Annotated in this window: 18 protein-coding genes; 1 reads left to right on the forward strand and 17 read right to left on the reverse strand. The window is 39.3% G+C overall.

Annotation, left to right across the window (positions count from 1 at the left end; all coding sequences use genetic code 11):
* Window positions 1–2 precede the first annotated feature (2 nt).
* From pseH to ABJD71_RS14595, 15 genes are all read right to left on the reverse strand, one after another.
* Complete coding sequence (pseH, locus tag ABJD71_RS14525; protein WP_348170828.1) at window positions 3–623, reverse strand: UDP-4-amino-4,6-dideoxy-N-acetyl-beta-L-altrosamine N-acetyltransferase; 621 nt, start codon at window positions 621–623, stop codon at window positions 3–5.
* The gene (gene pseG, locus ABJD71_RS14530; RefSeq protein ID WP_348171020.1) at window positions 623–1,660 is read right to left on the reverse strand and encodes a UDP-2,4-diacetamido-2,4,6-trideoxy-beta-L-altropyranose hydrolase; all 1,038 of its coding nucleotides are present in this window, start codon (window positions 1,658–1,660) and stop codon (window positions 623–625) included. Before pseG ends, pseH begins: the two co-directional genes overlap by 1 nt.
* A 4-nt stretch (window positions 1,661–1,664) precedes the next feature.
* Entirely contained in the window at window positions 1,665–2,717 is a 1,053-nt protein-coding gene (gene pseI, locus ABJD71_RS14535) for a pseudaminic acid synthase (RefSeq protein WP_348170831.1), read from the reverse strand.
* Window positions 2,710–3,741 (reverse strand): hypothetical protein, encoded by a 1,032-nt coding sequence (locus tag ABJD71_RS14540; protein WP_348170834.1) that lies wholly within the window; start codon window positions 3,739–3,741, stop codon window positions 2,710–2,712. Before ABJD71_RS14540 ends, pseI begins: the two co-directional genes overlap by 8 nt.
* Window positions 3,725–4,435 (reverse strand): pseudaminic acid cytidylyltransferase, encoded by a 711-nt coding sequence (gene pseF, locus ABJD71_RS14545; RefSeq protein ID WP_348170837.1) that lies wholly within the window; start codon window positions 4,433–4,435, stop codon window positions 3,725–3,727. Before pseF ends, ABJD71_RS14540 begins: the two co-directional genes overlap by 17 nt.
* Window positions 4,432–5,577, reverse strand: coding sequence for a UDP-4-amino-4,6-dideoxy-N-acetyl-beta-L-altrosamine transaminase (pseC, locus tag ABJD71_RS14550; RefSeq protein WP_348170840.1), 1,146 nt, complete (start codon window positions 5,575–5,577; stop codon window positions 4,432–4,434). Before pseC ends, pseF begins: the two co-directional genes overlap by 4 nt.
* Before the next feature lie 14 nt (window positions 5,578–5,591).
* Window positions 5,592–6,590 carry a UDP-N-acetylglucosamine 4,6-dehydratase (inverting) gene (gene pseB / locus ABJD71_RS14555; protein ID WP_348170843.1) on the reverse strand — a complete coding sequence of 333 codons (999 nt, stop codon included), beginning with the start codon at window positions 6,588–6,590 and terminating at the stop codon, window positions 5,592–5,594.
* Between the two features lie 61 nt (window positions 6,591–6,651).
* Entirely contained in the window at window positions 6,652–6,960 is a 309-nt protein-coding gene (locus tag ABJD71_RS14560; protein ID WP_348170846.1) for a hypothetical protein, read from the reverse strand.
* Window positions 6,957–7,388 (reverse strand): flagellar export chaperone FliS, encoded by a 432-nt coding sequence (fliS, locus tag ABJD71_RS14565; protein WP_348170848.1) that lies wholly within the window; start codon window positions 7,386–7,388, stop codon window positions 6,957–6,959. Before fliS ends, ABJD71_RS14560 begins: the two co-directional genes overlap by 4 nt.
* 37 nt (window positions 7,389–7,425) lie before the next feature.
* Complete coding sequence (gene fliD / locus ABJD71_RS14570; RefSeq protein ID WP_348170851.1) at window positions 7,426–8,883, reverse strand: flagellar filament capping protein FliD; 1,458 nt, start codon at window positions 8,881–8,883, stop codon at window positions 7,426–7,428.
* Window positions 8,884–8,931: 48 nt separating this feature from the next.
* On the reverse strand, window positions 8,932–9,351 hold the full coding sequence (locus ABJD71_RS14575) for a flagellar protein FlaG (protein WP_348170854.1): 420 nt from the start codon (window positions 9,349–9,351) through the stop codon (window positions 8,932–8,934).
* An 81-nt stretch (window positions 9,352–9,432) separates the two neighbouring features.
* The gene (locus ABJD71_RS14580; protein WP_348170857.1) at window positions 9,433–10,257 is read right to left on the reverse strand and encodes a flagellin; all 825 of its coding nucleotides are present in this window, start codon (window positions 10,255–10,257) and stop codon (window positions 9,433–9,435) included.
* A 1,177-nt stretch (window positions 10,258–11,434) separates the two neighbouring features.
* A complete protein-coding gene (locus tag ABJD71_RS14585; protein WP_348170860.1) occupies window positions 11,435–12,259 on the reverse strand; it encodes a flagellin in 825 nt (274 codons plus the stop codon).
* Between the two features lie 549 nt (window positions 12,260–12,808).
* Window positions 12,809–13,633, reverse strand: a complete 825-nt coding sequence (locus ABJD71_RS14590; RefSeq protein WP_348170863.1) for a flagellin — start codon at window positions 13,631–13,633, stop codon at window positions 12,809–12,811.
* 384 nt (window positions 13,634–14,017) lie between these two features.
* Window positions 14,018–14,842 (reverse strand): flagellin, encoded by an 825-nt coding sequence (locus ABJD71_RS14595; protein WP_348170866.1) that lies wholly within the window; start codon window positions 14,840–14,842, stop codon window positions 14,018–14,020.
* 261 nt (window positions 14,843–15,103) lie between these two features.
* Here ABJD71_RS14595 and ABJD71_RS14600 point away from each other — a divergent pair, with 261 nt between their 5' ends.
* Entirely contained in the window at window positions 15,104–16,045 is a 942-nt protein-coding gene (locus ABJD71_RS14600; protein ID WP_348170869.1) for a hypothetical protein, read from the forward strand.
* Here ABJD71_RS14600 and flgL read toward each other — a convergent pair.
* Complete coding sequence (flgL, locus tag ABJD71_RS14605; RefSeq protein ID WP_348170872.1) at window positions 16,042–17,265, reverse strand: flagellar hook-associated protein FlgL; 1,224 nt, start codon at window positions 17,263–17,265, stop codon at window positions 16,042–16,044. The two genes, ABJD71_RS14600 and flgL, sit on opposite strands and share 4 nt — an antisense overlap.
* 18 nt (window positions 17,266–17,283) lie before the next feature.
* On the reverse strand, window positions 17,284–19,452 hold the full coding sequence (locus tag ABJD71_RS14610) for a flagellar basal body rod C-terminal domain-containing protein (protein WP_348170875.1): 2,169 nt from the start codon (window positions 19,450–19,452) through the stop codon (window positions 17,284–17,286).
* Window positions 19,453–19,458: the final 6 nt, after the last annotated feature.

Here is a 19,458-nt window from a genome sequence, read left to right on the forward strand (position 1 = left end):
TATTAATCCTTGTATAAAAATTGAATCTGGCCAATAGCCTTTTGAATGGGCTTCGGCATTCTCGTCAATACCTTAAGTTTGTTATTTTTCCACATTTCTGTGGCATAACTAAAGAAATGAACCTGATAGGTTTCTTCAACGTCGCTTTCTTCTAGCAACCTAGTTCCACCTTGCTCGCTTTTTATTTTTTCATAACCAAATAACTTATGTAACTTTAAAGCAGAAGTGTTAAACGACAAAACTTGCGCACCTAATGTTAAACAATGTTCTTGCCGCGATGCCCAACTTAAAGCGGCCCATTCAAGTATTAATCCACTCCCAGGTAAAATATCTGTTTCACCTAAATAACAGCCCCACTCAATATGCTCTGTTTTTACGTCTGTAAAGTTTAAAATACCTACAGGCCTCTGGTGCTGACAATAAATCCAACTTTCACGGTTTTGATCGTCACTTAATGCACTAAACCATTTTTTATGCTCACATTGAGTGATTGGTCTGTTATTGTGCATATTCATTCTGACCCGCTCACTATTTCGCCATTGCAAAACTATAGCTAGATACTCTTCGGTAAAGGGTGTAAAAAAGTGCTCACTTATTGTTTCAGTGCCTTCATTCACAACCATTAGTACATAGCCTCAATAATTCGTTTAATACCCATTTGATTTGCATGCTCTTTTGTATGTTGATGCATTAAATTTAGCTTTTCAGGATTTTCCCACAAATTAACTGCAGCTTGGACGATATCGTTAATTAGGTGTTCATGCTCTGCACACCGGTAATTAAAAATCTCACACCATCCTTGCTTTTTAGCTTGCTGGGTTGCGAATATTTGATTATCGGCAACAGTAACGAGTATAGAAGGAGTCAAACAACTAAGTAGTTCAAATTGGCTCGCCCCGGCTGCAGATATAGCTAAACGGGCTGCTGACATTAATCGTGCAATATCTTGGCTATTATGATGATGGGTAACAAACAATGAACTTGTATCGAGAAATAAATCTAGCTCTGGCAATGCTTGATATCCTGCTCCGGTGACTATGGTGATAGGTATATCAACACCCAAAGCAGTTAATTGTTGCAATAAAGGTAATGTAAAATTAGAAGGGTCACTGCCTCCAAACATAAGTAGTAAAGGGCGTCTAAGCTCATAAGGTATTGGCTCAGATTTACAAAATTCTTCTCTTAAAACTCGATAATTTTCACCTACACATAATTGTGCGTTAGGCGCGCATTGCTCGTAATGTAAACAATCAGCTGCCGGAGCCCAGTTAATAAGCATATCTAAATCAGGCTCAATACGTTGGGTTTTAAATACCTCTCCATCATCGAATATTCCAAGTTTACAGCTTACCGCACCTAACGTGTTGCGATATTCGAAGTCAAACTGATAGCCGTCTAAAATCAACCAATTTGCATCTGTGTCTTTGCATAAAGTTGATAACGCGGCGGTTTCGGCCTGTTTCGAACTTACAGGTAAAATGTGGATATCACCCACCCAATCTTGACGACTGAGGCAATACTGCTCGGTGAAATCTGAAACGGCAAACATCACCTCAATACCCTCACGGCTCAACCCCTGCGCTAGAGCTAGGGATCTCATTAGATGACCAAAGCCGATAATTGGACTCGCATCTACCCTAAAGAGTACACGCCTAGACATAGTGTTATTCAACCATACCCCAAGACAGAGGCGTCCCTTTTTTCAAATCACACTTAGCCATCTTGCCACATATATCATCCCAATGTTTTGGGGCTAAACCGTAGGCTGGGCGCACTATTTTAACGTTATTAGACGATAAGACATCTCCAGCTTTTACATCTTCACTGATATAAATCGAGCGTCTGTACAATTTGGATTTTTCTTCAGCTGCAGTACCGCCATAACAAACCTGTCCCATTGACTGATGTGCTCGTCCAGTTTCAATAACCAAACTTGATAACTCACTTGGTTCTAATGAAAAAGCAGCATCAACCCCACCCGCTTGACGGTCTAAAACAAAATGCTTTTCAATTACAGTTGCGCCTAATGCCACGGCAGCAACTGACACACCGACTCCGGCTGTATGGTCAGACAAGCCGACTTGACAACCGAACGCATCTCTTAGGTGTGCAATTGTCACTAAATTAGTATGAGTGGGTAATGCCGGATAAGTACTGGTGCATTTGAGTAAAATAATATTTGTGCAGCCTTCAGTTTTAGCTGTATTAACTGCTAATTCAATTTCAGATAAGCTGGCCATGCCGGTGGACATAATTAGTGGCTTACCTTTAGACGCAGCTTTGCGAATCAAAGGAATATCGGTCAATTCGAATGAAGCAATTTTAAAACAGGGCACATCAAGCGCATCTAAAAAATCGACAGCATCTTCATCAAAAGGAGAACTAAACGCGAGCATACCAAGTGACTTAGCTTTCTCAAATAAGGGTTTGTGCCACTCATAAGGAGTCGCCGCTTTCTGATATAAAGCATGTAGAGACTCACCACTCCATAAACTTTCTTTTTCTTGAATAACAAAGTGTTCGTTATCCACATCTAAGGTCATACTGTCAGCGGTAAAAGTTTGTAATTTTATTGCATGAGCTCCTGCAGCTGCCGCAGAATCCACCATTGATATAGCTAGCTCAAGACTTTGTTGATGGTTTCCACTTAACTCAGCAATAATAAAGGGCGTATGAGCTGGACCAATGAGCCTATTACCAATTTTAATATCAACCATTATGAGTACCTTTCTCTACTTCGGCAAAATGTTCAAAAATAGAGTCGATACTTTCAAGTAATTCATTTGGTTTATCACAAGCATTTGGTGGTGTCTGTTCAGTGGCAAACTCAGGCATTAATAAAGCGGGTTCACTCTGACCACTAATGAGTAAAGTTGGGCAAGATACAGCCTGAGCATACCAACGAGGGGCTGCTGACTTGGTGACTACTAAATCACTTGCCGCCATCATTTTAAGTAATTTATTTGGATCGCTATTAACTTCTACTTCACTCCAAACTTCATAACCTTGCTGTGATAACAGTTTTTTGAGTTCAGGGGTTTGAGAGTATGAGTGTTGGTCATCTGCCTGCTTTAAGCATAAACCGACCACTTTTTTTAATTTAGCTTTTTTCGTTAAACGTTTATCTGGCACCACATTAATCGATTGAGAAAGACTATCAGTAACTAAGCCACAACAGCGCTTTAGATAAAACTCTGGATAACCACCATCTGGTGTATCACCGAACTCCCACCACTGAGTTTGCCATTTATACATAGTTGTAAACGAGCTATCTAAATATGCCTGTTCGGAGTTTACATAGTCAGCCTGTAGCTGTTGGGATTGCACTTTTTCAAGCAAGGATGAAATAGACATATTTAAATAATTACCACTCACAGGCTCGTGGGCATCCTTTAAGAACCGAGCAAGAAAACAAGGCATAAAAGTCGTATCTAAATTAACTATTTTAGTATATGTCTCTCCTACTATTGTTTCAGCAATTGCCAGAAAGGCCTCAAGTGCTTGAAAGAAATCGTCAGGCCATTGTGCCTTTTTAACCGTATGGATAGTCAGATTAGGCTCGGCTAGTTGCAATAGACTCCCACCATCTCCAAAAGTCAGAAAATGCACTTCAGCATTAGAATGTTGTTGTTGAAAATAACGAGCAACTGGCAAACCAATCGCACACACGTCTGCAGTGCTCAACATACGAATTAGTAAAATTTTTTCTACAGGCTGACTATTATCAACTATTTCGGTCACTTTTTAATCCTTGAATATACGCTTTATACATCAACTCTGCTCTTAACCAATCTTCTGGTGTGTCTATATCCTGTACTAGGTGCCGAGGTAAAATAACTGGAATACTATGTTCACTAAATATTCTCTTTTTAGATAAGTAATCGTCGGTTCTTCCCCAATAAAACTGTCCCGCATCATGGTAGGCTTCCGGCACGTCTTGAGACCGTCTGTTAATATCTTCAGGAAACATCGGCGTTACACCGTCATCTTGTTTAACTAACGCTCGTTGAACTGGAAAAGCAAAACTTGTTACCGAAAATGCAAATGCCTTATCTTTACTTTTTTTAAGCGAGTTGAGCCCCTGATGTAAATATTCAGCCTCTATAAAGGGCGCAGTGGCATAAATACAACAACAATACTCAGGTTTATAGAAGTGCTCGATGCAATGTTTGATTGCATGATTGGTGACAGGGCGAGTGCCTGAAAAATCGTCCGATAAGTTAGCAGGTCTAATGAAAGGAACATTGGCACCTAGTTCAATGGCGGTATTTGCAATTTCTTGGCTATCTGTAGTGACAATAATTTTATCAAAAACCCCTGATGCTTTGGCTGCCTCAATGGAATAAGCAATTAAAGGCTTACCAGCAAAATTTTTGATGTTTTTTTTGGGAATTCGTTTGCTACCTCCACGGGCTGGGATAATAGCTATATTCACGACAATACCTCAATAAGCGCATCAATTACACTTTGCTGCTCAATGTCTGTGAGAGTCGGGTATAAGGGCAACGTTAAGGCATGTTCATAAAACTGTTCTGAATTGGGAAAATCCCCAGCTTTAAACCCTAACTTTTGATAATAAGGCTGTAAGTGGATTGGGATATAATGAACATTAACCCCTACTCCCATCTCATGGAGTTTCTGATACACTTCTTTTCTACTATGATGTCTTAGCTCCACCATATACAAATGCCAGGCACTGTTAGTAAATTGTCCAGAGCTCGGTAGTTGTAATGGTAAATCAACTAACGCTCGCTGATAAACCTTTGCTAACTCAATTCGCTTAGCAATAAAGCTATCAAGTTTTTTAAGTTGCGATAACCCTAAAGCTGCATGCACATCACTCAGGCGGTAATTATAGCCCAAGGCAACCTGTTGATAATACCAAGGACCATGACTCTCTCCTTCCATCAAATTAGAATCTCGTGTTACCCCATGTTTGGCATGTAATATTATCTTTTCAGCATAATCAGAACTATTGGTTAAAACAGCCCCACCTTCAGCACTGGTTATTGATTTTACAGGATGAAAGCTCAATACCGCCATATCTGAGTATTGGCAGCTGCCAATTTTTTGACCGTGATATTGCCCACCTAGTGCATGAGCAGCGTCCTCAATTAAGACTACTTCATAGGGAGCTATAACTTCAGCAATAGCCTGCATATCACAACTTAAACCTGAAAAATGCACCACAATTAAAGCTTTTGGAAGTTTGCGGAGTCGCTTGGCATTTTCTAATTTTGCAGCAAGTTGAGAGATACTGATATTTCTGCTTTGCTTGTCTATATCTACAAAGTCGACACTTGCCCCACAAAATAGCGCACAATTTGCCGACGCCACAAATGAATTAGGTACTGTCCAAACTAAATCACCAGAGCCTACGCCTGCTGCCAAACAGGCCACATGTAGCCCAGAAGTTGCGCTGTTGACCGCAGTACAATAGTCTGCACCTGTATATTGGCAAAGCGCTTTTTCGAATTGAGGAACGACTGAGCCTTGTGTTAAAAATTGATGACGTAATACATCAACCACTGCTTCGATGTCTGCGTCATCAACTGAATGTTTTCCGTAAAAGATCATGTTTACATCCAGTGCTAGATGGTAGCTTTATCAAGTGTTTTAAGTTCATCAACGGTTAAAAAGCGTGGGTTGGTGCCTGAGTGGTACTCAAACTTTTCTTCAACTGCTTGCCCTAACTCACCTAACTTATTTCTGTAATAGTCTACCGTTTTATCAAAGAACTTTATTGCAGGCGTAATCACATAATGATCATCAAATTCTAATGAATGGTGAGCCATCTCTTCTGGTACCATAACCTCATGTAATTTTTCACCCGGGCGAATCCCGACTACCTTATAGTCACGATTGCCACTGATAGACTCAACTAAATCTAAAATTCGTATCGAGGGTATTTTAGGGACAAATATTTCGCCACCTTGCATACGTTGAAAATTTTTAACAACAAACTCTACGCCCTCTTCTAAAGTGATCCAAAAACGGGTCATTTCTTCATGTGTTACAGGTAAAGTTGTGACCCCCTCATCTAACAACTTATGAAAAAATGGCACTACAGATCCTCTAGAGCCTACAACATTACCGTATCTAACAACTGCAAATCTTGGGCCTGTAGCACCGGATATATTGTTGGCTGCAACAAACAACTTATCTGAAGCTAATTTAGTCGCACCATATAAGTTCACCGGGTTGGCAGCCTTATCTGTTGATAAAGCGATAACTCGTCTAACATCGGCTTCTATAGCTGCATCTATAACGTTTTGAGCACCATTGATATTGGTTTTTATACACTCATTAGGATTGTATTCTGCAGCTGGAACTTGTTTTAGTGCTGCGGCATGCACCACATAATCGACATCACGCATTGCTGCTTTAAGACGCTCTTTATCACGAACATCACCTATAAAATATCGCATACAGGGAGCATTAAAAGTTTGCTGCATTTCAAATTGCTTTAATTCGTCCCTAGAATAAATAATCAATTTTTTAGGGGCATATTCCTTTATCAAGTGGTCTACAAAACGTTTACCGAAGGAACCAGTTCCACCTGTTATTAAAATCGATTTATTTGAAAACATAGTTATTTATTTCCTAAAGGAGCTGTAGGTAATTGTTAATGAAAGCCAACATTAAACATGATCAGAGATATTTTTTTACTGCTTTTCGACCGCGCACTAAGCCTGTGAGTCGCTTTAATGACGCTTTAGACATCTTTTCACAATAAGCAACTAATAGACCATTCATTTTTAATTCTTGTTCGGCAAAGTCTTTTAAATCTTTTTTAGAATGTTCTTTCAGAAAAGCTTCAATCACTTCTTCACGATTTTTGACAAGTTTCAGCAAAGTAGCTTCATCTGGATCACCGGTTGAAAGATGATCCACTAAGTTTTGATTAATTAGACTTAATTGGGAAGGAGTATAAGGATGGTCTAGAATTAATTTTTTCAAACTGCTGCTTGACGTTTTTGCCTCTGTGTTTCGTAAGCCTCTTGCTTTGCAGACTCAGGAATTTGTGACCAGGCGGCTTTAATAGGTAAAAACAGAGTAATCACTTCGTCTACAATCTTCAAGTTATTCTGTACATTAGCATCAATTAAACGTTGTAACATATATTCATATAGATCAAATAGATTCCCCCCTACTTCTCCGCCTGCTTCGAGGTCTATAGTATCTCGCAAATTCATAATTATTGCGGTTGCTCGAGATAAATGCTCTGACTTACCCGCATAATCCTTACGCTCGATACAACCTTTTCCGTAAGCAAGTCTATCTAACGCCCCTTGCATTAACATTAATGTTAATTTATGTGGATCAGCTTGCGCTATATCTTGTTTAATATTGCCTTTTTTATAAGCATTGATGCCTTTTAACGCCATAATATTTGTCCATGCTGTATAAGATTAAATTGCATTACTAACCTAATGTTGCCAGTAATGCTGAACTAGTGGAATTTAGCGAAGCGACTGTTTGGTCAAGATTCAAATACTTATCTCGTAATATTTGCTCTGTATTTGCTAATCGTAATTCTAACGTTGCTCTATCATCATAAATTTGCTCACGTTGATCTTTAGCGGTATCTTCTCGAGATTTTAACAAGCCACTATAACTAGTATACTCGTCTAAAAAGTCATAAAGACGCACTGCTATGCCGCTATCTTCATCTGTAAAGAGTGCTGCAATATCATCAAAGCTATCTTCTAAAGCGTCAGATAAACGGTCTTCACCACTCCCTAAACCAATATTATCAGTAGAGCTAATCTCTAATTCAGCATCATCATTAAATTCGACTCCGATCTGAAAAAGGGTACCTAAAGCAGACGAGTCAACAGACGAAAACATAATGTTAGCAAGGCCAGTTTGTATCCCTCTGACTAATGAATCTCCTGCTAATGCTCCATCTTCTTCTAAATCAGATTCACCGTAATTCGTTAGAACATCAATTTCGGCCTTTAGAGCATTGTAATTATCAACAAACTCTCTAATGGTCGCTTCAACATCTTCAGTATCAAACCCAACACTCAATTTAGATGTTTGATAAGTGACGCCGTCTGCAGCTAATTCAGAAAGCTCAGACACTGTAAAACTCACGTTTTCAATGACATTTTCAAATTCATCACTTTCACTTTCAACAGCAATACCATCAATGGTCGCTTTTGAATTTTGAGCTGAGGTAACGGGTGACAAATTGTCAATCGTTTCTAATGAATTGGTTGTGGAAACACGGTCTAATTCTGCAATATCATTATCGTTAACAATCACTAAATCGTTACCTTCACCAGTAACATCAGAAGTAAAAACCAACTTAGCTCCACCGTCAGCAGTACCTGTAGAAATGATACTGGCTATTACACCAAAATTGTCATCTGCATTATTGATGGCATTACGTAAATCTTCTAGGGAGTCCCCAGCCGACAGATCAATAGTAAAAGCATCACTAGTGGCGTCAACCTTAAAGGTAAGACTGCCGGTGCCTGAAGATAGTACCGAATCAGAAGAGCTAGAAAAACCACCGTTAACAGCATCATCTGTTTCAATTCTGCTGCCGCTTGCCAATTGAGTAACCGCTATTTGGTACTCACCTTCTAATGCACTATTCGATGCTTCAGCAGTAAAAGGTTCGATATCAGAGGAAGGATTATTGATGGTAGGCTCACGGCCTTTGAGGTTAGTTTCACTTCGTAAGTCGTCTACTGAATCTTGAAAGTCTTCTAATTTAGATTTTAGCTGACCAATAGCAGAGATTTCTGCCTCAACACTTTCTTCGCGGGCATCCAAAGCGGCTGTTTTTGGCACACTTTCAGCTTCAAGTAACTGCGTCACTAGTCCTTCGAGATCTAAACCTGAGCCTACACCTAATGATTGTATTGACATCCTTTACCTCTAGTCAAAATATTGTGCGAAGTCACTCATACAGTAAAGTTATACTTCTTTATTAAATAATAACCCCACTGCAGTACCAACTTCTGTCTGTAAGTCTTCTAAACGTTCAGATAATTCTAACACCTCTTCAGATGGTATCTGTCTTATCACATCACCAGATTCTGAATCTGTTACTTTTACAACTTGCTTATGACTATCTTCATCAATAGAAAAAGTTAGCTGCCGACTACTGGCTTGAACAAACTCACTTATTTGCGATACGGCTTCTTCAATTTTTTCTGGGTTAACTTGTTTATCTACTTGTTTAATATTATCGGCAGAGTTGCCAATACCTTTAACCGGACTTCCAATATCTGACGATAATTTCTGGTCTAACACTGTTTTTTCAGTTTCACTAGATGTTAGTTCGCTTTTAGAGTTAGCAAAACTTTGGCCAACTTGTAATGAATTAATTTCCATAAATCACCTCATTATAAATATAAATGGCCACTAAAAAATAGTAGCCATTTACAACATTATATAATAAACAGAGAGTAAACTTTACCCTAATAGTGACAATGCTGATTGTGGCCTTTGATTAGCCTGACTCAACACTGACAAAGATGCCTGCTGTACAATCTGATTTCGTGTCAACTCAGCGGTTTCAGTAGCAAAGTCAGTATCTCGAATACGAGAACGAGCACCAGAAACGTTTTCAGAAATATTTGTTAAGTTACGAACAGTAGACTGGAACCGGTTCTGCAAAGCACCTAAGTCGGCACGAACACCACCGATTGATGAAATCGCGCCATCTATTGCAGTTAGAGCCGCAGAAGCCCCACCAGTAGTTTCAACAGTGGTAGCACCTACACCTAACCCATCAGCTCCGTAACCGTTAGTTCTAGATAAATTGACCGAAATAGTTTGTCCACCATTTGCACCGACTAAGAATTTTGCTGAAAAGCTTCCAGCTAAAATGTCTATGTCACCAAACTGTGAATCACTGGCAATACGGCTTATTTCATTTTTAAGCGCGGTGACTTCTTTCTGAAGAGCAGTTCGGTCAGCCGATGAGTTAATACCATTTTGTGATTGTACTGCTAGAGTACGAATACGTTGTAATGATGTGGTTACTTCGTTCAATGCGCCTTCAGCAGTTTGCGTTAATGAAATAGCATCATTAGCGTTACGTGCGGCTTGATTCAAACCTTGAATTTGAGTAGTCATTCTGTCAGTAATCTGTAACCCAGCTGCATCATCAGATGCACTGTTGATACGGAATCCAGACGACAAACGCTCAAAAGATGTACTTAAAGCATTTCCTGAATTACCCAACTGACGCTGAGCACTCAAAGAAGATACATTTGTGTTTACAAATAAAGACATAAAAACCTCCTGAAAACTCACTGCACGCGTTTGGCGTATGTTTCACAGTAAGTTTGCCTCAATATTAATGGTCAAGAACCTCTTCTTAGCCATCACCTCATTTATTAATTTAGCGAGCAACACCTCTATCACCCGCCAAAGTTGAAATAATCTAGTTAGATTACCCCTCAACTAAAGTTATCGACCCCCTCTAAAGTAACTTTAGTTTTTTTTGAATGTTTTTTATTTTTAACTTCACTATTGGCTCAATAATCAACTTAACGTATTGTTTAAATTGAATTTTAATAAACAAAAAAAGATTAAACTTCAGAAAAGTCACTCTAGTAGTTAACAGTCAAAATCAAAACTGGCGCCATCAAATAGAAAACAAGCCGACAAAAGAAACTAATATGCACTTTGTTAAAAAATTCCAGTCCCTCAATTATGAGGTATCAAAAAAGAGTTTAATATAAGGTAAAAAAGACTCACGTATAGAGAGATATAATATATGGAGTACGCCAAGTGGAATTATTAAACATTACAAATGAAAAAATTAAATTAGCAATAGTATCAACAGTGGCATGAAGAGTGCTTTATATATTTTGTAACTTAATGGGTTGCTTTAGAAAAGGTGGAGGGTTACTTAAATAAAGTCTCTCGACCAACTATGCTCTCGTTAATGAATAATGATAAATAGTTTCTGTCCGACTGGCAGGGTTAGAGATGAATACTGGCCTCTCAACCAAACTTCTACACTCTTAGTCCTGTGAGTCGGCGTTTTAATTTGCACACAAAGATGTAAAAAGCACAGAAACAAAGGTGTCATTTAGGCTTGGATGCTATTAGTTTTAAAAAGAAAAAAGGCCGGAACACCCACTTAGACAGTTTAGTTCCGACCAATATGCTCACGTTAGGAGTTGGAGCAAACTCTGCATTCGTTAAGGATACCCTCCTTAACTTATATACTAATCCCACCCATGATGAAAAAAGGCCGGGACACCCACTTAGACCGTTTAGTCCCGACCAATATGCTCACGTTAGGAGTTGGAGCAAACTCTGCACTCGTTAAGGATACCCTCCTTAACTTATATAATAGTGCCCTCCCTAGCATACTAAGCAAGCATCCTTCGCTGCTATTTAGGGCCTAGCCCTGGGTCGGCCTCTCATTTCCTACCCTCTTTATGAATGTAAGCTATCGCTACCCTAGCAAACTTAATGCTGCCTGAGGACGCTGATTTGCCTGACTCAGTACAGTTATACTGGCTTGTTGAATTATCTGCCAACGGGTTAACTCTGCCGTTTCTACGGCAAAGTCTGTGTCCCGTATACGACTTCTTGCCGCTGAAACATTCTCAGAAATATTACTCAAGTTTCTGATAGTTGACTGAAATCTATTTTGTATTGCCCCTAAATCTGCTCTTTTCGCATCAATAATAGAAATAGCCTCTGAAATCGCGGTCATTGCTGCTGAAGCAGTAGCTTCAGTGAGCACCGATGCATCACTCACTAATAAGCCAGAAGCTCCAAACCCCCCAGTGCGCTCGACATTAACACTGATAGTTTGACCTGCATTAGCACCCACTAAAAATGCTGAGGAATAGGCACCATCTAAAACGTTCACTCCACCAAATTGAGACGTTGCTGCTATCCTGCTTATCTCTTCTTTCAATGCTATAACTTCTTTTTGCAGAGCTACCCTATCAGATGAACCATTAATACCGTTTTGAGACTGCACCGCCAGTACTCTAATCCTCTGTAATGCTGTCGTGGTTTCGCCAAGTGCCCCTTCAATGGTTTGGGCTAAAGATATACCGTCATTTGCATTTCGGACGGCTTGATCTAAACCTAAAACCTGTGTTGTTAATCTATTAGATATCTGCAACCCTGCTGCATCATCTTTTGCTCCGTTAATTCGAAATCCTGAGGATAACCTTTCAAACGCAGTACTTAAATTACCGTTAGAGGTAAATAATTGCCTAGTCGCGTTTAAAGACGACACGTTAGTATTAACAAATAAACTCATTTTTCTCTCCTAACCATTCACTGACTTATATTTTTATTTGTAGCGTCAATGTTTTTTGGTGTTGCTAAAATTAAAATTTACACATACATGCCTTTTTGGCACGTTACATGCTTTTACTTAATTGCTAGCTGGTACCCTGGTTAGCATTTTTGTTAAGTGTTAGAAGCACTAAAACAAAAGTAAAAAAAAGTGTGAGCGCTTGCTCAAGCTGACAGACAGTGTTGATGGCCTAAACCTCAATACCTCACTACCTCCTGGCATCTGCCCTGTCTGTTAGCGATTTAACAAAAAGCACAACGCTATTCTGTTAAATTAAGTATGTCTCACGCTAACGCTTTCGTTAACATGCTGAAAATACTCAACAAAATCATATCCCTCGGTCGGTTGCAGCCTGTCCCCACAATTTGCAATTCGACCGTTTACTTCTATTTACAAAGTTACCTATATACTTTGTAAACGTTTTTATCCTCGTGTACTGCGTTGCAGCCTGCCCCCGCAAATGCTGAACAATTTTTTATTGTTAATCTAGTGACTCAATATCTAATTCAACTACTGCAGTAAACTCAATGCTGCCTGCGGACGCTGATTTGACTGACTCAACACAGTAATACTAGCCTGCTGAATGATTTGCCAGCGGGTCAGTTCTGCCGTCTCAACGGCAAAGTCGGTGTCACGGATACGACTTCTAGCCGCAGATACATTCTCTGAAATATTACTTAAGTTTCTAATGGTTGACTGAAATCTATTTTGAATAGCACCTAAGTCAGCACGTTTGGCATCAATAATGGAAATAGCTTCCAAGACTGCTGTTAATGTAGTTGATGCACCTTCGGTAGTGACGACAGACAGATCAGCCACACCAAGACCTGATGCGCCATAGCCACCTACTCTTTCAACGTTCACACTGATAGTTTGACCAGCATTTGAGCCAACTAAAAATGCCGAAGAAAAAGCACCTTGCAGTATATTTACACCACCAAATTGAGATGTAGAAGCGATTCGACTTATTTCATCTTTCAAAGCCTGCACTTCTTTTTGCAGTGCGACCCTGTCAGCCGAACCATTAATACCGTTTTGGGATTGTACCGCTAAAACACGTATTCTTTGGAGTGCCGTTGTGGTTTCTCCTAACGCCCCTTCGATAGTTTGAGATAATGAAATACCATCATTTGCGTTTCTCACAGCTTGGTCTAAACCGAGAACTTGAGTGGTTAACCTATTAGATATTTGCAGACCTGCGGCATCATCTTTAGCTCCGTTTATACGAAAACCTGATGACAAGCGCTCAAAAGCAGTACTTAGATTATTGTTCGACGTAAACAACTGGCGAGTTGCATTTAACGACGACACATTTGTGTTGACGAATAAGCTCATTTCAATCTCCTAACGATTTTTTGTAAAGTCTATTTGGCTATTATTATTATTAGTTGCCTAAATAGTCGTAGAGCTTTTCTTTTATTATTATTTAGCTTCTACGTCGCCGTTCGCTTATATTTTTATTAGTTGCGTAACGTCTAATTAATTTATCGTCCCAACTATAAAAATCCTTTAGAGAAAAAAGGATTTATTTTTAAAGTTGTTATTTATCAATGATTTAAAAAAGAAAAAAGCCGGAGATAAACTCCGGCAAAGCGCTCTTTATTTAGGAGAGTGTGTTTGAAACTCTCCACTGCTCGTTTCGTTAAGTCCAGAGCACTACCTCCTGGCTTCTACGCCTTCAGACAGTGGAAGGGTTTCGAAAGCTAGGTTAACCCGTAATTAACCTAGTAAAGATAGTGCTGATTGTGGACGTTGATTCGCTTGCCCTAAAACAGTCAAACTAGCTTGCTGAATAATTTGGTTACGCGTTAATTCTGCGGTTTCAGTAGCAAAATCTGTATCTTTAATTCGACTTTTCGCACCAGAAACATTCTCTGAAATGTTAGTCAAGTTACGGATCGTTGACTGGAAGCGGTTTTGAAGTGCACCTAAATCAGCACGTACGCCACCAATTGCTGAAATAGCATCAGTAACAGCGGCCAAAGCAGCAGAAGCTCCTTCAACAGTCTCTACAGTCGTATCAGCTACGCCTAATCCCGTAGCACCATAGCCATCGGTTCTAGACAAGTTTACTGAAATATTTTGTCCACCGTTTGCACCCACTAAAAATTTAGCAGAAAAGCTACCAGCTAAAATATCTATATCACCAAACTGTGAATCTGTTGCAATACGGCTAATTTCATTTTTAAGGGCAGTCACTTCTTTCTGAAGAGCCACACGGTCTGCAGATGAATTAATACCGTTCTGTGATTGTACTGCTAGAGTACGTATACGCTGCAAAGATGTTGTTACTTCGCTTAACGCACCTTCAGCGGTTTGCGTTAATGAAATAGCATCATTAGCATTACGTGCGGCTTGGTTTAAGCCTTGAATTTGTGTTGTCATTCTATCAGTGATCTGCAAACCAGCAGCATCATCTGATGCTCGGTTAATACGGAACCCAGAAGACAAACGTTCAAATGACGTATTTAAAGATTGTGACGAATCGAACAACTGACGTTGCGCGTTTAAAGATGATACATTGGTATTTACGTATAAACCCATGGTTTAACTCCTACACTCTCAGTCCAGATAATACTGGCTATCGAAATAATTTTCGATTGGTTAAATAACACTAATAGAATGACGACTTTATGTTGTTTAAAATTGTCATTACTGGCTCTCTCAGAAAATTTATCGACATTTTCAAAAATCCCTTTAACGATAAATTGCCTTTTTTGTTGAAAAAGGCAATTTATTGCCGTTATTGCAAAAGTTAATTACTTGAGTTTCAATAACTTAAATTAAGTTAAAATATTTTTAATAATGAAGATAAACTGGGTAAAAAAGATTGGAAACAAGGCTATTCACAATGCATTTGTAGACTTATGTCTATTTAATGAGCATTTATTTTGTTGTTACCGAGAAGCGACAAACCATATTAGTGGCGACGGTAAAATTTGTGTGTTAACTCTAGATAAAAGTGGAACCGTAGTTAATACAGTGCAAATTCGCTTACCAGATACCGACCTAAGAGACCCGAAGTTAAGTATTACTCCAAACGGACATTTACTACTTATTGCTTTTGCTAGAAAAAATGGCGCAGAAAATAAAACACTAAGTACTAGAAATCTATGTTGGTTTTCGCATACTGGAAAAAGTTGGTCATCTCACATTGAGTTTGCAGAGAAAGGTTGGTGGCTATGGCGTTTAACATGGTATGAAGACATAGCTTACGGTTTTGCTTATAACCGTAAAAGAAATGCTATCAACCTATTTTCTGGGGATCCTCGCCGTAGTTTTCACCGTCACGTAACTTCTGCTTTTAGCTTAACCAAACATGGAAAAGGCTATCCGAATGAAAGTGCCCTCATTTTTGATGACAAAAAAGCATATGGCATAGTTCGACGTGACGCCGATACTTATACAGCGCAATTTGGCGAGAGCGACTTTCCGTACAAAAAATGGAAATGGACGGATTTAAAACAGTACATTGGCGGGCCAGCTATGTTACAGCTTGACTCCAACAATGCCATTTTAGCTGGTAGAGTCGTTAAGGAAAGTCGTTTGGTGACCGGAATTTTCACTTTAAATTTAAAAACGGCAATATTGACTGAACAACTTATTTTACCATCAAAGGGAGATAATAGTTATCCTGGGTTGGTGCTAATGGACAGCACTTTATACGTCAGTTATTACTCTTCACACCTAGATAATAAAAGTAGTGTCTACTTATCTAAAATCGAGTTGGCAGAGAAAGCTTTTTAAATGTAATCAAATAACGATGTGCCAGTTACCAAACTAAAAGTAGATTGCGCAGCCTGTAAGGCAGTCTCTTGGCGACTTAATTCCGAAACAGCCTCAGCGTAATCAACGTCTTCAATGTTAGATCTTGCGGTTTTGTTGGCAATTTCTAAATCTAGATTGGATGCTAGAACAGAATCTGCAACATTCATCTTTCCACCAATTTGAGATATTGCTTCACCTATTTTTGTTAATGCGTTATCAGTCCCAGTGAAAACATCACTCAACGCATCTGCAAATGCTGCTTCAGTAATATCCTCATCCATTAAAGCAATCGCAAAATCATTTAATGTTTCTGCAATGTTTTTCTTTTCTGGGGCAGCTAACTCAAAATCAACCGTGTTACCGACACTTCCTTCAATATTAAATTCTAAGCCTTTGTAGGAAAAATCAGTTCCACTTTCAAAATCAAGAGTGCCAAGGTCTAACCCCGTCCCAACATTTGATATCTGCACTTGGTTAGCAGAGACAATCGTTACTCTAAACTCATTATTTGCTGCGGTTACAGCGTCATAATTATCAACATAGAATTTGTCAAAACTTCCTTGGTCAACAATCGCCATACTTGCCGATGTAATACCTGATGTTCCACTTATATTCGTTTTATTTCTTGCCTCAACATTTTCAAAAACCGCGGCACCGGTATTATTGACTTGTAAACTGACGGTATCGGAAATTCGGATATCACTGGTACCATCATCTCCTTCGAAACTATATTTGTTCTCAGATGAACTTGCGTTGTAACTGAAGGCTGGTGAAGACGATTGGTAACCTGCGAATATATACTCACCAGACGAGTTTTGACTATTCATTAAATCAAACACTTGGTCTCTTATTTGTTCAATCTCAATTCCAATAGCGTTTCGATCATCAGAGGTCATAATACCATTGCCAGACTCAACCATTAACACCCTTGCTCGATCAATCGCACTATTAATGCTAGAAAGTATGGTCTCTTCCTGCTCTAAACTAGAGTTTAATAAGTTGTTATTCACTTTGTATTGATTAATTAAATCAATTTCTTCAGTCAACCTGATAACCTGGGTTGCTCCAACTGGGTCATCTGAGGGCCGTAATATTTTTTTTCCAGAAGACAATTGCTGTTGTACATTAGATAAATCTAGTTGATTATCTAAAACGGCTTGAATACTTCTGTCATACAGTTGAGCGGTCGAAATTCTCATAAATAACCTAAATGCCTCTTAAGAAACAACGCTTAAAATGGTATTAAATAAATCTTGAGCGGTACTAAGTAGCCTAGCCGCTGCAGAATAAGACTGTTGATATTTAACCAAGTTAGCCGCTTCCTCATCTAAGCTGACTCCTGATACCGACTCAAACCAATCAGAAGACTGACTTTTCAAGGCATCTGCAGCCTGTAGAGAAATATCAGCACTCGAAGCTTTTTGACCGATTTCACTGACAATATTTGAATAGGCTTCATGGAAGGTTACTAAACTTCCACTATTATTTAACAACATACTGTCGGTGTTTTGAAGATTGGCCATTTCTAAACCATTGCGACTGTCGTTTAAGCCATCCGTATTATAACCAATAGAAAAGCTATCGCCAGCTTGGGGCTCTCCCTGTAAACTAAAATCGTAGCCTGGATAATTATCCATGGCAGAAAACTCACTTGGCCATGCTGGCCAATCTGGAGTAGCCCCAGACGCTTCAGCTTGCGCAAGCATATTTGTAAAGCTTGAAGCACCGATGACTTCTGTAATGACCGTTCCAGCGTCATCTAACACTAGATAATCTGTTGCAGAGGTAAAATAAATTTCAGCAGGAGCACCAACCCCTGTAGCTCCAGTTGGCGAACTGCCTTGACTATGAATACCACCAGCACCATCAAATGCTGACGCCCCTAGATCTGCAAAGGTGTTATCTACAGTAGTATTGGTCACAACACTTGAAGTGAGTTCTACATCCCCTATATTGTTTACATTCGCTTCAATACGAATAGGAGAGGCAAGTGCTAAATCTTCTGGCCGGCTTGTGACAAGCTCAATTGCACTAGCCGCATTCTTTGTTGGCTGTAACAAAAATTCATCGCCTGCAATATAAGAATCTGCACTGGCAAACTCTAATTCAATTCCTCCAAGGACCGAGTTAAACGTTCCTTCTTCTGCTACTAAACCAGTGTAACTTTGAGTAATTGGATTGCCATCAACATCGTTCACTGCAGTACCATCTGCATTGACTAAAGCCACTGTTACATCAACTGTATCAGGAGAGCCACTAGTAACACCATTAATGGTCACTCGATAATCAGAACTGGTTAAACTATCACTTTCTCCAGCAGTCATGCGAGCTGAGACTAATAAATTGGGGTCTGAGTTATCAGGGTAGTTTAAGCCAACTACTTCAGGACGAGAGAATATATCTCCACCCAGCTGTTGATCATAATCCATCCCCAAATTATTTTGGGTGTTAAGAGAGTCAGTCAACGCTAATGCTATTTGCCCTAACTCTCGACGGCTTGTTTCTAAAACCTCATCTCTATATCGAAATAATCCGCCTAACGTCCCCCCCAAATCAGATTCTTGAACCTGTAGACTCGTCTCGTTACCATCACTCGTCAATTGTAGCGACGTGTAATTTAAATCAGCATCATTACTCACTGTAAATACGTTGAAAGAGCCGTCTTGTAATACCAGAGACTCGCCGGACGATAAATTTACAAGTACACCACCATCATCAGAATCGACACGGGTTTCAATCGATACAAGCTCTGCCAATTGTAGAATAGCTTGATCTCGCTGGTTTTTAATTGCTCCAGGCTCATCATTTGGATTACTAACCTGTATACTTCGTATCGATTCATTTAATTGAGAAATTGATTGAATCAGAGAATTAGCGACTTCAATTGTTGACTCAAACTCATGGTTTACTTCTTCTTGTTTGGCATCTAAAAAATCGGAAATAACCCCAATTTGGCCAATCATAGATTCTGCCTCACCTAACACCACTTGTCTTGCTGCAATACTAGTTGGGTCATCTGCGGCAGTTTGCAAAGATGAGTAGAAGCGACTCATACTGCTTGAAATACTATTAGCTTCACTTGCAAATAAATTGTCTAGTACTGCGGTTTTATTGTAATAGGTTTCATGTTCACTTTGCATTGTCGTATCACGACGCAATTGGTTTTGTGCAAAAGTGTTGAGTACCCGTGATGTAGTGGACTCTCCTACCCCTCCTAACAGTTGACCTGAAAGTATGGTTTGTTCTCGCACATATCCGTCAGTATTCACATTTGCAATATTATTACCGGTAGTAGTTAATAATTTATTGCTCGCATTCACGCCACTGGTGGCGATGGAATATAAGTCAGCAGTGACAATATTTCGATTAGAATTACTTGTAATCAATGTAAG

The organism is Paraglaciecola sp., assembly GCF_039943935.1.
Classification (GTDB): Bacteria; Pseudomonadota; Gammaproteobacteria; order Enterobacterales; family Alteromonadaceae; genus Paraglaciecola.

Coding starts and splice junctions, on each gene's coding strand:
- ABJD71_RS14580 (WP_348170857.1), bottom strand. CDS start 10,257: ATGTCTTTATTTGTAAACACAAATGTATCTTCTTTGAGTGCTCAGCGT.
- pseG (WP_348171020.1), bottom strand. CDS start 1,660: ATGTCTAGGCGTGTACTCTTTAGGGTAGATGCGAGTCCAATTATCGGC.
- ABJD71_RS14600 (WP_348170869.1), top strand. CDS start 15,104: ATGAAGATAAACTGGGTAAAAAAGATTGGAAACAAGGCTATTCACAAT.
- pseB (WP_348170843.1), bottom strand. CDS start 6,590: ATGTTTTCAAATAAATCGATTTTAATAACAGGTGGAACTGGTTCCTTC.
- fliD (WP_348170851.1), bottom strand. CDS start 8,883: ATGTCAATACAATCATTAGGTGTAGGCTCAGGTTTAGATCTCGAAGGA.
- pseI (WP_348170831.1), bottom strand. CDS start 2,717: ATGGTTGATATTAAAATTGGTAATAGGCTCATTGGTCCAGCTCATACG.
- pseC (WP_348170840.1), bottom strand. CDS start 5,577: ATGATCTTTTACGGAAAACATTCAGTTGATGACGCAGACATCGAAGCA.
- flgL (WP_348170872.1), bottom strand. CDS start 17,265: ATGAGAATTTCGACCGCTCAACTGTATGACAGAAGTATTCAAGCCGTT.
- pseH (WP_348170828.1), bottom strand. CDS start 623: ATGGTTGTGAATGAAGGCACTGAAACAATAAGTGAGCACTTTTTTACA.
- ABJD71_RS14585 (WP_348170860.1), bottom strand. CDS start 12,259: ATGAGTTTATTTGTTAATACTAACGTGTCGTCTTTAAACGCGACTAGG.
- ABJD71_RS14575 (WP_348170854.1), bottom strand. CDS start 9,351: ATGGAAATTAATTCATTACAAGTTGGCCAAAGTTTTGCTAACTCTAAA.
- ABJD71_RS14590 (WP_348170863.1), bottom strand. CDS start 13,633: ATGAGCTTATTCGTCAACACAAATGTGTCGTCGTTAAATGCAACTCGC.
- fliS (WP_348170848.1), bottom strand. CDS start 7,388: ATGGCGTTAAAAGGCATCAATGCTTATAAAAAAGGCAATATTAAACAA.
- ABJD71_RS14595 (WP_348170866.1), bottom strand. CDS start 14,842: ATGGGTTTATACGTAAATACCAATGTATCATCTTTAAACGCGCAACGT.